This is a genomic window from Pseudomonas sp. UBT, from assembly GCF_050915955.1.
Lineage (GTDB): Bacteria > Pseudomonadota > Gammaproteobacteria > Pseudomonadales > Pseudomonadaceae > Aquipseudomonas > Aquipseudomonas antarctica_A.
Genome location: NZ_CP168079.1, coordinates 2,306,602 through 2,319,825 on the forward strand (window position 1 = coordinate 2,306,602; position 13,224 = coordinate 2,319,825).

General features: G+C 61.2%; 18 protein-coding genes. 14 read left to right on the plus strand and 4 right to left on the minus strand.

Features of this window, described 5'->3' with window-relative positions; all coding sequences use genetic code 11:
- Window positions 1-118: 118 nt before the first annotated feature.
- Window positions 119-406, minus strand: coding sequence for a HigA family addiction module antitoxin (locus tag ACDZ94_RS10550; protein ID WP_221296152.1), 288 nt, complete (start codon window positions 404-406; stop codon window positions 119-121).
- Window positions 407-761: 355 nt separating this feature from the next.
- Here ACDZ94_RS10550 and ACDZ94_RS10555 point away from each other — a divergent pair, with 355 nt between their 5' ends.
- The 14 genes from ACDZ94_RS10555 to madM all read left to right on the plus strand — a co-directional run bounded on the left by ACDZ94_RS10555 (window position 762) and on the right by madM (window position 10,979).
- On the plus strand, window positions 762-998 hold the full coding sequence (locus ACDZ94_RS10555; RefSeq protein WP_432751426.1) for a DUF6124 family protein: 237 nt from the start codon (window positions 762-764) through the stop codon (window positions 996-998).
- A 284-nt stretch (window positions 999-1,282) separates the two neighbouring features.
- Window positions 1,283-1,912 carry a nucleotidyltransferase domain-containing protein gene (locus ACDZ94_RS10560; protein ID WP_432751427.1) on the plus strand — a complete coding sequence of 210 codons (630 nt, stop codon included), beginning with the start codon at window positions 1,283-1,285 and terminating at the stop codon, window positions 1,910-1,912.
- Entirely contained in the window at window positions 1,875-2,309 is a 435-nt protein-coding gene (locus ACDZ94_RS10565) for a hypothetical protein (protein WP_221295829.1), read from the plus strand. Before ACDZ94_RS10560 ends, ACDZ94_RS10565 begins: the two co-directional genes overlap by 38 nt.
- A 245-nt stretch (window positions 2,310-2,554) precedes the next feature.
- Window positions 2,555-3,184 (plus strand): nucleotidyltransferase domain-containing protein, encoded by a 630-nt coding sequence (locus tag ACDZ94_RS10570; protein ID WP_432751427.1) that lies wholly within the window; start codon window positions 2,555-2,557, stop codon window positions 3,182-3,184.
- Window positions 3,147-3,581 (plus strand): hypothetical protein, encoded by a 435-nt coding sequence (locus tag ACDZ94_RS10575; RefSeq protein ID WP_221295829.1) that lies wholly within the window; start codon window positions 3,147-3,149, stop codon window positions 3,579-3,581. Before ACDZ94_RS10570 ends, ACDZ94_RS10575 begins: the two co-directional genes overlap by 38 nt.
- 259 nt (window positions 3,582-3,840) lie before the next feature.
- Window positions 3,841-5,511 (plus strand): malonate decarboxylase subunit alpha, encoded by a 1,671-nt coding sequence (gene mdcA / locus ACDZ94_RS10580; protein ID WP_432751428.1) that lies wholly within the window; start codon window positions 3,841-3,843, stop codon window positions 5,509-5,511.
- A complete protein-coding gene (locus ACDZ94_RS10585) occupies window positions 5,512-6,345 on the plus strand; it encodes a triphosphoribosyl-dephospho-CoA synthase (protein WP_221295827.1) in 834 nt (277 codons plus the stop codon).
- Window positions 6,345-6,644 (plus strand): malonate decarboxylase subunit delta, encoded by a 300-nt coding sequence (locus ACDZ94_RS10590; protein ID WP_053258458.1) that lies wholly within the window; start codon window positions 6,345-6,347, stop codon window positions 6,642-6,644. The genes ACDZ94_RS10585 and ACDZ94_RS10590 overlap by 1 nt, the downstream gene beginning before the upstream one ends.
- Complete coding sequence (locus tag ACDZ94_RS10595; RefSeq protein ID WP_432751429.1) at window positions 6,637-7,479, plus strand: biotin-independent malonate decarboxylase subunit beta; 843 nt, start codon at window positions 6,637-6,639, stop codon at window positions 7,477-7,479. Before ACDZ94_RS10590 ends, ACDZ94_RS10595 begins: the two co-directional genes overlap by 8 nt.
- A complete protein-coding gene (gene mdcE, locus ACDZ94_RS10600) occupies window positions 7,476-8,246 on the plus strand; it encodes a biotin-independent malonate decarboxylase subunit gamma (protein ID WP_432751430.1) in 771 nt (256 codons plus the stop codon). The genes ACDZ94_RS10595 and mdcE overlap by 4 nt, the downstream gene beginning before the upstream one ends.
- Window positions 8,240-8,836, plus strand: coding sequence for a malonate decarboxylase holo-ACP synthase (locus tag ACDZ94_RS10605; RefSeq protein ID WP_064454528.1), 597 nt, complete (start codon window positions 8,240-8,242; stop codon window positions 8,834-8,836). Before mdcE ends, ACDZ94_RS10605 begins: the two co-directional genes overlap by 7 nt.
- Window positions 8,833-9,732, plus strand: coding sequence for a malonate decarboxylase subunit epsilon (gene mdcH, locus ACDZ94_RS10610; protein WP_064454527.1), 900 nt, complete (start codon window positions 8,833-8,835; stop codon window positions 9,730-9,732). Before ACDZ94_RS10605 ends, mdcH begins: the two co-directional genes overlap by 4 nt.
- Window positions 9,733-9,799: 67 nt before the next feature.
- Window positions 9,800-10,213, plus strand: a complete 414-nt coding sequence (gene madL / locus ACDZ94_RS10615) for a malonate transporter subunit MadL (protein ID WP_064454526.1) — start codon at window positions 9,800-9,802, stop codon at window positions 10,211-10,213.
- A 1-nt stretch (window position 10,214) separates the two neighbouring features.
- The gene (gene madM, locus ACDZ94_RS10620) at window positions 10,215-10,979 is read left to right on the plus strand and encodes a malonate transporter subunit MadM (RefSeq protein ID WP_064454525.1); all 765 of its coding nucleotides are present in this window, start codon (window positions 10,215-10,217) and stop codon (window positions 10,977-10,979) included.
- Between the two features lie 101 nt (window positions 10,980-11,080).
- Here madM and ACDZ94_RS10625 read toward each other — a convergent pair whose 3' ends face one another.
- Genes ACDZ94_RS10625 through ACDZ94_RS10635 form a run of 3 tightly spaced genes read right to left on the minus strand, consistent with a single transcriptional unit; the run spans window position 11,081 to window position 13,141 of the window.
- Window positions 11,081-11,995 carry a LysR family transcriptional regulator gene (locus ACDZ94_RS10625; RefSeq protein WP_432751431.1) on the minus strand — a complete coding sequence of 305 codons (915 nt, stop codon included), beginning with the start codon at window positions 11,993-11,995 and terminating at the stop codon, window positions 11,081-11,083.
- Window positions 11,996-12,032: 37 nt separating this feature from the next.
- Window positions 12,033-12,575 (minus strand): chromate transporter, encoded by a 543-nt coding sequence (locus ACDZ94_RS10630; RefSeq protein ID WP_064454523.1) that lies wholly within the window; start codon window positions 12,573-12,575, stop codon window positions 12,033-12,035.
- Entirely contained in the window at window positions 12,575-13,141 is a 567-nt protein-coding gene (locus ACDZ94_RS10635; protein WP_221295822.1) for a chromate transporter, read from the minus strand. Before ACDZ94_RS10635 ends, ACDZ94_RS10630 begins: the two co-directional genes overlap by 1 nt.
- Window positions 13,142-13,224: the final 83 nt, after the last annotated feature.

Here is a 13,224-nt window from a genome sequence, read left to right on the forward strand (position 1 = left end):
TCCACTGTGGGAGCTGGCTTGCCTGCGATAGCGGTTTGTCAGTCACTGCATCAACAACTGACCCACCGCAATCGCAGGCAAGCCAGCTCCCACACTGAATTGTGCTCGGCCCAAGATCTCAATCAATCCGCGCAAATCGCTCAATCACCGGTTGCTCCCGATGCTCGGCCTGCCACAAGTCGTAGGCACTTTGCATCGACAACCATAGCTGCGCGGTACTCACGCCTGCCCGCTCCAGCCTCACGGCAAGGTCGGGGCTGACAGGCGCATGGCCATGCAAGATCCTTGAAAATGTCTCGCGGGCAAAGCCCAGTCGTCGTGCCATTTCAGTGATGGTAATGCCCAAGGCTGGGATTACATCTTCAAGCAGGATTTCGCCTGGGGGAGGTGGGTTGTGCATGCCTATGTTGGGTTTGACGGTCGGGTTCATGATGTTTGCCCGTGGCGCTATCCGGAGGGAAAAAAGACTAGAGGGGCGGGTTCCAAGCAACAACCTGAATACCTTGTCGGAATACTCTCTGTGGCAAGCCCGCTCACCACAGGAAGCGCCTTTGCTTCGAGATTTGTAGGAGGGCTTCAGATTTTTCCTGCAAGATTTCGGGCTGTGCATGAACTTGTTGCGGGTAGTCATGGCGGCTAGTCTTCGTTCCGTCATCGAAAAAACGGTGACACGGACGTGCAAGTCCGAGAAATCTGTTTAGGCGTTCAAGACGCCTAGATTCAAAGGCGTTCCTCAATGATTCGTTTAGGAACCGCACATCATGCCTAATTCGTCCTCGTCCAATATCTTCACCGTAAACCCCCACCAGAACACCGAAGCTCTACTCGTCAACGCCAGTGAAACCCTGTCATCGCTGAACGCCATGACCTGCAACCTGGCCTTTGACCTGAATACTTCCCAGCGCGCAATCATGCTCGGCATTCAGCAAATGGCCGAGTTGGGCCAGTTGCTGGTCGATAGAGCGCTGGAGCAGGTCAGCCCGGCGGCGGAAGGTTAAAGCGGTCCCAAATAGGGGCTGGTCGTTCCCTGTTTAGGACCGCTACTTCACAGGCACCACCGAGCAAATGTGGGAGCGGGCTTGCTCGCGAATGCAGGGTGTCAGTCGGTACATGTATAACTGACCCACCGCATTCGCGAGCAAGCCCGCTCCCACATTTTGATCTTCATTCGGATCGAATCCAGTATTTGCCGATTGATCGTTTCCTATACCCAACCGCTTAAACTTGATCGTTCCCAAAAAGGGACCTATCGTTCCCTTTTTGGGACTCTTTGGCCGCCGCCATGCAAACCTTGCCGCTCAGCACTGCGCTCTTCACCGTCACCCAGCAAAAAGTGCTGGGCCTGCTTTTTGGCAAGCCCGATCAAAGTTTCTTCACCAACGAAATAGCCCGCTGGGCCCAAGTGGGCAAGGGCAGCCTCACCCGCGAACTTGAGCGGTTGCAGTTGGCGGGCATCTTGAGCATGACGCGCCAAGGCAACCAGACCCACTACCAAGCCAATCCCCAGTGCCCGATTTACTCGGAGTTGTTGGCCATCGTGCGCAAGACGCTGAGCCTGGACGAACCCTTGCGCAATGCATTGGCGCCTTTCGCCGAGCAACTGAAGTGGGCGTTCATCTACGGCTCCATCGCCAAGGGCGAGGCGCACTCATCCAGTGACATAGATCTGATGCTGATAGGTGAAAGCCTCAACTACAGTGAAGTCATGGAGCAGCTCATGCCGCTGGAAGAGCAACTGGGCCGCACCATCAACCCGACGCTTTACACCCTCGAAGACTGGATCGGCAAATGGAATGCCGGGAACAGTTTTGTGCAGCGGGTCGTGCAGCAGGACAAGATCAATCTGATGGGGGGCAACCCCCTGGAATCCACGGATGGACAGCAAGGCAAACCTGGAGAACCTGCAACGTAGCGGTGGCTTGAAGGCAGAGCCGCCGGATCGCAAGGAGTGTGATGGACTGATGCGCTCGGCCCGGGACCGATTAAGGGATGCGGGCAACCCACTGTTGTCGTTCGCCAGTCGTTTCGACCTGGCATACAACGCTGCTCACGCCATCGCGCTCTCGGCCTTGCGTTTGCAAGGCTATCGTTCTGACAAACGCTATTTGGTCTTTCAATGTCTGATTCACTCCGCCGACGCGAACAAGGTGCAGGTGAGGTTATTAGCGCTGTGTCATGAGCGCCGAAACCTGGCGGAGTACGAAGGGTATATGGATGAGGATGAGGCGCTGCTGGGGCAGTTGATGGATGGCGCGATAACACTGCTGAATAAAGTGGAAGACGTGTTGGCTGTCCATCAGTGGCAATGACGTGATTCTTCTGAACACCACCGAACAAATGTGGGAGCGGGCTTGCTCGCGAATGCAGGGTGTCAGTCGGTACATGTATAACTGACCCACCGCATTCGCGAGCAAGCCCGCTCCCACATTTTGATCTTCATTCGGATCGAATCCAGTATTTGCCGATTGATCGTTTCCTATACCCAACCGCTTAAACTTGATCGTTCCCAAAAAGGGACCTATCGTTCCCTTTTTGGGACTCTTTGGCCGCCGCCATGCAAACCTTGCCGCTCAGCACTGCGCTCTTCACCGTCACCCAGCAAAAAGTGCTGGGCCTGCTTTTTGGCAAGCCCGATCAAAGTTTCTTCACCAACGAAATAGCCCGCTGGGCCCAAGTGGGCAAGGGCAGCCTCACCCGCGAACTTGAGCGGTTGCAGTTGGCGGGCATCTTGAGCATGACGCGCCAAGGCAACCAGACCCACTACCAAGCCAATCCCCAGTGCCCGATTTACTCGGAGTTGTTGGCCATCGTGCGCAAGACGCTGAGCCTGGACGAACCCTTGCGCAATGCATTGGCGCCTTTCGCCGAGCAACTGAAGTGGGCGTTCATCTACGGCTCCATCGCCAAGGGCGAGGCGCACTCATCCAGTGACATAGATCTGATGCTGATAGGTGAAAGCCTCAACTACAGTGAAGTCATGGAGCAGCTCATGCCGCTGGAAGAGCAACTGGGCCGCACCATCAACCCGACGCTTTACACCCTCGAAGACTGGATCGGCAAATGGAATGCCGGGAACAGTTTTGTGCAGCGGGTCGTGCAGCAGGACAAGATCAATCTGATGGGGGGCAACCCCCTGGAATCCACGGATGGACAGCAAGGCAAACCTGGAGAACCTGCAACGTAGCGGTGGCTTGAAGGCAGAGCCGCCGGATCGCAAGGAGTGTGATGGACTGATGCGCTCGGCCCGGGACCGATTAAGGGATGCGGGCAACCCACTGTTGTCGTTCGCCAGTCGTTTCGACCTGGCATACAACGCTGCTCACGCCATCGCGCTCTCGGCCTTGCGTTTGCAAGGCTATCGTTCTGACAAACGCTATTTGGTCTTTCAATGTCTGATTCACTCCGCCGACGCGAACAAGGTGCAGGTGAGGTTATTAGCGCTGTGTCATGAGCGCCGAAACCTGGCGGAGTACGAAGGGTATATGGATGAGGATGAGGCGCTGCTGGGGCAGTTGATGGATGGCGCGATAACACTGCTGAATAAAGTGGAAGACGTGTTGGCTGTCCATCAGTGGCAATGACGTGATTCTTCTGAACACCACCGAACAAATGTGGGAGCGGGCTTGCTCGCGAATGCAGGGTGTCAGTCGGTACATGTATAACTGACCCACCGCATTCGCGAGCAAGCCCGCTCCCACATTTTGATCTTCATTCGGCTCGAACTCAGCGTTTGCTGATGATCCGTTACTCCAGCCGTAACGATCCGCCGTTGGGCTTGATTGATGCCCCCCGGATTCACTCCTAAGGTAAGCCCACGACAGCAAACCCCGTGGAGCGACCATGACAGCAACCATCACCCCCGACTCGCGCTGGACGCGGCGGCGCGACGAGAAGCAGCGGCGCCTCGGGTTGGTCAAAAAATACGCAGACGGGGCGGTGCTGCCCAGCGACAAGATCGTCGAGGCTCTCGAAGCGCTGATCCTGCCTGGCGACCGCGTGGTGCTGGAGGGCAACAACCAGAAGCAAGCCGATTTCCTCTCGCGTTCCCTGGCCAAGGCCGACCCGGCCAAGCTCCACGATTTGCACATGATCATGCCCAGCGTCGGCCGCTCCGAGCACCTCGACCTGTTTGAAAAGGGCATCGCGCGCAAGCTCGACTTCTCCTTCGCCGGCACCCAATCCCTGCGCATCAGCCAGTTGCTCGAAGACGGCCTGCTGGAAATCGGCGCGATCCACACGTATATCGAACTCTACGCACGGCTGGTGGTGGACCTGATCCCCAACGTCGTGCTCTCGGCCGGTTTCATGGCCGACCGCGCCGGCAATATCTACACCGGCGCCAGCACCGAAGACACCCCGGCGCTGATCGAACCCGCCGCGTTCAGTGATGGCATCGTCATCGTGCAGGTCAACCAGTTGGTGGACGACGTGACCGACTTGCCGCGCGTCGACATCCCCGCCAGCTGGGTGGATTTTGTGGTGGTGGCCGACAAGCCGTTCTACATAGAGCCGCTGTTCACCCGCGACCCGCGCCACATTAAGCCGGTGCATGTGCTGATGGCGATGATGGCGATCCGTGGCATCTACGAAAAACACAATGTGCAGTCGCTCAACCATGGCATCGGTTTCAACACGGCCGCCATCGAGCTGATCCTGCCCACCTACGGCGAGTCCCTCGGTCTTAAGGGCAAAATCTGCCGCAACTGGACCCTCAACCCACACCCAACCCTGATCCCCGCCATCGAAAGCGGCTGGGTCGAAAGCGTGCATTGCTTCGGCACCGAGTTGGGCATGGAAAACTACATCGCCGCACGGCCGGATGTGTTCTTCACCGGCCGCGACGGCTCGATGCGCTCCAACCGTATGTTCTGCCAACTGGCCGGCCAGTACGCGGTGGACCTGTTTATCGGCGCCACCCTGCAAGTGGACGGCGACGGGCATTCCTCCACCGTGACCCGTGGCCGCCTGGCGGGTTTTGGTGGCGCGCCGAACATGGGCCACGACCCGCGTGGTCGTCGCCATGGCACCCCGGCCTGGCTGGATATGCGCCACGACGACGCGCCGGAGGCTTTGCTCGAACGCGGCAAAAAACTCGTGGTGCAAATGGTCGAGACCTTCCAGGAAGGCGGCAAACCTACCTTCGTCGAAACCCTCGACGCGGTGGAAGTCGCGCGCAAAAGCGGCATGCCCCTGGCGCCGATCATGATCTACGGCGACGACGTCACCCACCTGCTCACCGAAGAAGGCATCGCCTACCTGTACAAGGCGCGCTCCCTGGAAGAGCGTCAGGCGATGATCGCCGCTGTCGCCGGCGTCACCGCTATCGGCATGCGCCACAACCCCAAGGACACCGCGCGCATGCGCCGCGAAGGCTTGATCGCGTTGCCCGAAGACCTCGGCATCCGCCGCACCGACGCCACCCGCGAACTGTTGGCCGCCAAGAGCGTGGCCGACCTGGTGGAATGGTCCGGTGGCTTGTACAACCCGCCCGCCAAGTTCAGGAGCTGGTAAATGCGCGCCCTCAAACTGCATGAACTGAGCCTCGCCGATCGTCTGGCGGACATGGCCGTCGACGCGCTGATCGATGAGGCGGACTTGTCGCCAAAACCCGCTTTGGTCGACCGTCGCGGCAATGGCGCCCATCGCGATTTACACCTGGGCCTGATGCACGCGTCGGCGCTGTCGCTGTGGCCGATGTTCAAGGCGATGGCTGAAGCCGCGCTTGAATTCGGTGAAGTCGGTTTGCCGCTGCGCGAAGCCCTCGGGCGGATTGGTCGCGAAGGTGAGCAAGCCATGCTCACCACCACCAACGGCGTGAACACCCACCGCGGCGCGATCTGGGCACTCGGTTTGCTTACCGCAGCGGCGGCCCTGGAACCACGCGCCATCACGCTGACTGCGGCCAGGCTGGCCTTGCTCAATGACCGCTACGCGCCCCAACCGCTGAGCCATGGCGCCCAAGTCGCCCAACGTTACGGCGCACGCGGTGCCCGTGAAGAAGCGCAACTGGGCTTCCCTTCGGTTGTACAACGCGGCCTGCCGCAACTGCACAAAAGCCGTCAGCAAAATGTCGGCGAACAGAACGCCCGCCTGGACGCCTTGCTCGCAATCATGACCGACCTGGCCGATACCTGCGTGCTCTACCGCGCAGGCATCGAGGGCCTCAACGCCATGCAACACGGCGCCCAGGCTGTGCTGGATGCAGGTGGCAGCGCAACCCTCGCCGGCCGACGCCAACTGCACGAACTCGACCAGCAATTACTGGCCCTGAATGCGTCCCCCGGCGGCGCCGCCGACCTGTTGGCCGCCTGCCTGTTTATCGACCGCCTCGACGGAGCGTTGTGATGGAAACCTTATCCTTTGAATTCCCCGCCGGGCAGCCGCCAACAGGCCGTGCGCTGGTGGGTTGCGTCGGCTCCGGTGACCTGGAAGTGCTGCTGGAACCGGGCACCCCGGGCACGCTGACTATTCAGGTGCAGACCTCGGTAAATGGCGCCGAACAACGCTGGCAGCATCTGTTTGAGCGGATCTTCCAGGAACAGATGCCCCCAGCCTTGAAGATTGATATCCACGATTTCGGCGCCACCCCCGGCGTGGTGCGCTTGCGCCTGGAGCAGGGTTTCGAGGAGATCGGCCATGACTGAGTTGCTCAGCAAACACAGCTTTGTCGAACTCGGTGCACGGCAGCGGGCCAAGGCCTTGTTGGACGCCGGCACTTACCGCGAGCTGATCGATCCGTTCCAGCGCGTGATGTCACCGTGGCTCAGCCGCCAAGGCGTGGTGCCCCAGGCCGATGACGGTGTGGTGATAGCCAAGGGCAGCATTGCCGGATTGCCGGTGGTGGTTGCGGCTATCGAAGGCAACTTCCAGGGCGGCAGCCTCGGTGAGGTCGGCGGTGCGAAAATCGCTGGCGCCCTGGAACTGGCGGCTGAAGACAACCGCAAGGGCATCCCGACCCGCGCCGTGCTGCTGCTGGAAACCGGCGGCGTACGCCTGCAGGAAGCCAACCTCGGGCTTGCTGCAATTGCCGATATCCACGCGGCGATTGTCGACTTGCGCCAGTACCAGCCGGTGATCGGCGTAGTGGCGGGCAGCGTCGGTTGCTTTGGCGGCATGTCCATTGCTGCCGGGTTGTGCAGCTACCTCGTCGTCACCCGTGAAGCACGCCTGGGCCTGAATGGCCCGCAGGTGATCGAGCAGGAAGCCGGCCTGGAAGAATACGACTCCCGCGACCGCCCCTTTATCTGGAGCCTGACCGGCGGCGAGCAACGCTTTAACAGCGGTTTGGCCGACCGTTATGTGGCGGACGATGTGGCGCAGATTCAACAGACCGTCACTGAACTGCTGCAACAAGGCTTGCCTACACAACAACGCAGCCGCCGCGCCGATTTCTACCTGACACGCCTGGCCGAACTGGACGCCGCGCCGCAAATCGACGCGGCCACGGTGCGCGACCTGTATCAAGGAGAACGCTCATGAGAGGGTTGCAGTGGTTCAACGCATTGAGCAACGGCGCCACGCCCGTGGAAGGTTTACCGGCCTCGCTGAAAGTCGCCGACGGCGTGTTGGGTGAACACGCGGTGCGTTTCATCGCCGTGGTCACCGATGCACAAAACCGCTTCCCGCGCGCGCGCAACGGCGAAGTCGGCCTGCTCGAAGGCTGGGGTCTGGCCAAGGCCGTGGACGACGCCATCGCCCGTGGCGACAAGCGCCCCATCATCGCCATCGTCGATGTGCCCAGCCAAGCTTACGGCCGTCGCGAAGAAGCCCTCGGCATCCATCAAGCGCTGGCCGCCGCCGCCGACAGCTACGCCCGCGCCCGGCTGGCCGGGCACCCGGTGATTGCACTGCTGGTGGGTAAGGCCATGTCCGGCGCGTTCCTCGCCCACGGCTACCAGGCCAATCGCCTGATCGCCTTGCGTGACCCCGGCGTGATGGTGCACGCCATGGGCAAAGCCTCGGCGGCGCGGGTGACCCTGCGCAGCGTCGAAGAATTGGAAGCCCTGGCCGCCAGCGTGCCGCCGATGGCCTATGACATCGACAGTTATGCCAGCCTCGGTTTGCTCTGGGAAACCTTGTCGGTCAGCCAGATTGAACAGCCCACGGCGGACGATGTGGTGCGGGTCAGCGATTGCCTGATGCACGCCATTAACGATATCGAAGGCCCTGATTTAAAAGGGCGGCTGGGCGCCACTAATCGTGCCGCCTCCAGCCACGTGCGCCAGCTGCTGCGGGAGCAATGGTGAACGCCCACGATTTGCTTTGGGGCATGACCCCGGCGCATTTGCCCGCCGATGCGCCGGCGTGGGCGGTGGACGCCGTTGGCGCCGGCCATCCGGTGGTGGTGCGTCGCGCCATTGCTGAGCCGGGCTATGTGGCGGTCGGCGTGCGCGGGCAACGGCGCGAGCAGCGTTTTGCGACCGTGATGCCCCTCGCAGCCGTGCAACGGCGAGTGACGCCCCAAGCCCTGCGCGGCGTGATCTCGCCACGGGATTTACCGGCGTTGCGCGCACTTGATCAACTGCGGCCGTTGTTGGCACAGCAAGATTGGGGCGTGAGCGGCAGTGCCGGCTTTGAATTGGCAAGCGGTATCGAGGCATTGCATGCCCTGAGCGATCTGGATTTGATTCTGCGCACGCCCCAGCCGCTTGATCGCAAGGACGCCCAAACGTTGCTGGCGCAATTGGACACGGCGCCGTGTGCCGTGGACCTGCAACTGCAAACCCCGTTTGGCGCCGTCGCCTTGCGCGAATGGGCCGGTGGTTCACGCCGTGTGCTGCTGAAAACCACCGGCGGCGCGCACCTGGTGATTGACCCGTGGCAGGCCGTGGCATGAGCAGCCTTCTGGTGTTTCCGGGGCAGGGCGCCCAACGCACGGGGATGCTCCAGGCGCTGCCGGCCGCCGTGCTGGAAGAAGCCAGTGACGCCTTGGGTGAAGACGTTCGCCTGCTCGACTCGGCGCACGCCTTGGCGAACACGCGCGCCGTTCAGTTATGCCTGCTGATCACCGGTGTTGCCCATACCCGCCAGTTGCACCACACACCCGACTACGTGGCGGGCCTGTCCATCGGCGCCTACCCTGCGGCGGTGATCGCAGGTGCCCTGGACTTCGCCGACGCGGTAAAACTGGTCAGCCTGCGCGGCGAACTGATGCAAAACGCTTATCCACAGGGCTACGGCATGACCGCGCTGATCGGCCCGGAGTTATCCACCGTCGAAACCTTGCTGGCCGATATCCACAGCGCAAAAACGCCGGTGTATTTGGCCAACATCAACGCCGATAACCAAACCGTCATCGCTGGCAGCGACGCGGCGATGAAGCGGGTTGCCGAACGCATCAAAGGCAACGGCGTCGCCAAGCGCCTGGCGGTCAGCGTGCCGTCCCATTGCGCGCTGCTGGAAGAGCCTGCCCAGGCACTGGCCCAAGCGTTCGTTACGCTCAAGGCCCCGCGCATTACCTACCTGAGCAGCACGCGCGCGCGGCCAATCCATAACCCGGAACAACTGCGCGACGACCTCGCCTTCAACATGTGCCGCGTCGTCGACTGGCGTGGCACCGTGCAAAGCGCCTACGAGCGCGGCGTGCGCCTGCAAATCGAACTGCCCCCGGGCGCCGTGCTCACCGGCCTGTCACGCCGTGTGTTTGAACAAGGCACGGTGATCGCCTGTGAAGGCGCACGCCTGGACACCTTGCAGGCCCTGCTGCAAGAGGAGGAGCGCCGCCACCGATAAAGCACCACCCAAGGCTTTCGAAGCACAAAAACAACAATTTCGATCGAGCACTTTGAGGACAACAACGATGATTATCTACGGTGTGGCATTGCTGGCGATCTGCACGCTCGCGGGCGTGATCATGGGTGACATGCTGGGCGTGTTGCTCGGCGTCAAATCCAACGTGGGCGGGGTGGGCATCGCGATGATCCTGCTGATCTGCGCGCGGTTGTGGATGCAAAAACGCGGCGGCATGACCAAGGATTGTGAGATGGGCGTCGGCTTCTGGGGTGCCATGTACATCCCCGTGGTTGTCGCGATGGCCGCGCAACAAAACGTCGTCACCGCCCTGCACGGCGGCCCGGTCGCGGTGCTCGCGGCGATTGGCTCTGTGGTCGTTTGTGGCTGCACCATCGCGCTGATCAGCCGCACCCACAAGGGCGAACCCTTGCCCGATGAAGAGCCGCTGATTACGCCGACACCTGTCGTGGGAGGCCGCTGATATGTGGGCACTTATCGAAAAAGGCCTGGAGAATAACGGCCTGGTCACCGCCTTTGCGTTCGTCGGCGTGGTGATGTGGATTTCCGTGGTGCTGTCCAAGCGCCTGACCTTCGGGCGCATTCATGGCTCGGCGATTGCCATTGTTATCGGCCTTGTATTGGCCTGGGTGGGCGGCACGCTTACCGGCGGGCAAAAAGGCCTGGCCGACGTGGCGCTGTTCTCCGGTATCGGTTTGATGGGCGGCGCGATGCTGCGCGACTTTGCGATTGTCGCCACGGCCTTTGAAGTACAAGCAACTGAGGCGCGCAAAGCCGGGTTGATCGGTGTGATTGCCTTGCTGCTTGGCACGATCCTGCCGTTTATCGTCGGAGCAAGCATGGCGTGGGCGTTTGGATATCGCGATGCGATCAGCATGACCACCATTGGCGCGGGTGCCGTGACTTACATCGTTGGGCCTGTGACCGGTGCGGCAATTGGCGCGACGTCGGATGTGATGGCGTTGTCGATTGCCACCGGCTTGATCAAGGCGATCCTGGTGATGGTCGGCACGCCCGTCGCGGCGCGTTGGATGGGCCTGGACAACCCGCGCTCGGCGATGGTGTTTGGTGGGTTGGCCGGGACGGTCAGCGGCGTGACCGCAGGCTTGGCGGCGACGGATCGGCGGTTGGTGCCGTATGGCGCGTTGACGGCCACGTTCCATACCGGGCTTGGGTGCTTGCTTGGGCCTTCGTTGCTCTACTTCATCGTGCGTGGGTTGGTCGGCTGATTTTGGTGGCTGTAAGGGCCTCATCGCGGGCAAGCCCGCTCCCACATTTTGCTCTGTGAATACATTCAAATGTGGGAGCTGGCTTGCCTGCGATGGCGGTCTCAAGCCTGCCGATTGGCATACATCCGGCACTCCGCCAACAAGGCCAGCAAGTTCGGGTCGCGCTCCTTGGCCTTCAGAAACATCACACCAATATGCTGCTGCATCCGACACCTGGGTTGCAGCGGTATGAGCTTCACGCGGTTCTCATACACCGCCGCAATCCGCCCCGGCAACAATGCATAACCCACGCCTGAGCTGACCATGCTCAACAGGGTGAAGATGTCATTCACCTGCATGGCCACCTTCGGCTCAAACCCTGCCTGCTTGAACACTCGGTTGCCATCCTGATGCGTGGCGAAGCCTTGGGTGAGGGTGATGAACGTGGCGTCGCGCACGTCGGCGAGGTCGATTTCCTGCTCGCGGTCGAACGGTGAATCGGCCGGGGTGGCGAGGAAGATGTCATCGGAGAACAGTGCGATCTGCGCGCAGTCAGGGTCGTTGGCGTGTTCGTCGAGGGAGATGAGGATCGCGTCCACTTCCATGTTTTTAAGCTTGTAGAGCAGGTCGAAGTTGGAGCCCAGGATCAGGTCGATATTCAGTTCACTGCGGCGGATTTTCAGGCCCATGATCAGCTGCGGCACGGTCTTGACCGTTAGCGAATACAGCGAGCCGAGCTTGAAGCGTTCGGCGGAGAAGCCGGCGGCTTCGCGGGTCAGGCGCACGCTGTCGACCACGTCGGCCACCAGTTTTTGCGCGCGCTCTTCCAGCACATAGGCGCTTTCCAGCGGGGTGAGGTTGCGCCCTTCGTGTTTGAACAGCGGGCAGCGCAGGGCGTTTTCCAGCGAGTGGATGGCGCGGTGCACGCTGACGTTGCTGGTTTGCAGCTCGGCGGCGGCGCGGGCCAGGTTGCCGGTGCGCATGAACGCCAGGAAGATTTCCAACTTCTTGAGGGTGAATTCTTCGTCGATCAGCATGGCCGTGGCTCGGGTTCGAATGCCGTCGATTGTGCCCCTAAAACCAGCCCGCTCCCAGCCATGAACTGCACAGCCCCAGCACCACGCCGAGGATGATCAGCCAGATCGCGTTCAGCCGCGTGTAATACACCACGGCGGCGCTGGCCAGGGTCAGTACCAGGCTGGTCGCGTTGTTTTCCAGGCTGTTCATCAGAATGTAGGTGGAAGCGAGGATCAGGCCAATGGAGAGCGGTAGCAGGCTGCGTTTGACGCGCTGCACCCACGGCGTCCGGGTGTGCCGCTCCAGCCAGCCGGCGCCGACGTAGGTCAGCACCGAGCAAGGCACCAGTTTGGCGGTCAACGCCACCAGTGCGCCGGGCAGGCCCGCCGCCTGCTGGCCGATAAACACCAGGAACATGCCGTTTGGCCCCGGCAGTGCCTGGGAGAGGGCGAAGAACGCGACGAATTGCGCATCGGTGATCCAGCGCATATCAGTGACGGTATAGCGGTGGATATCACTGATGGCTACGGTATTGCCGCCAATCGACATCAGCGACCACAGCGCGCATTGAATCATCAGGTGCAGCAGGACGGTTTGCATCAGCCGGCCCCCGTGTTCGAGCGGATAAAGCTCAAGGCCAGGGAGCTGGGGATGCCAATCAGCAGCACCATCCACAGCGGCAATACGAAGATCGCCATCAAGACGAAGGTCAACACAAAGGCGCTGTAGTCGGCGATCGTCCTGGGCATGGCTTTGAGCAGGCGCAGGGTGGTGCCGAGCATCAGGCCGGTGGCAATCGGCATGACGGCGCCGAAGATCTGCTGCACCACGTCATTGCTCCACCACTTGGCATAGGCGAAACCGGCGAGCACGGTGATCAACGAGGGGAACAGGTACAGCCCGCACACGGTCACAATTGCACCCGGCAAGCCATGCAGGCGCCGGCCGTAGATGATGCCGACGTTGGCGATATTGGGCCCGGGGAAGAATTGCCCGGTGGTCAGCAGCTCATTGAAGCCTTGCTCGCTGACCCAGCGGCGCTGGTCAACCATCATCTGCCGTGCCCAGGGCATTACGCCGCCAAAGCCGAACAGGCCGACCATGGCAAAGTTGTAAAACAACTGCCATAGGCTGGGATGAGGCGGCGCGGGTTCAAGCTCGGGCACGGGGATTACCGATAGGGTGCTTTTATGTGGGCGCTGGCTTGTCGGATCGCCGCATCGCTGCGACAGCGATGTGTCAGCCAATA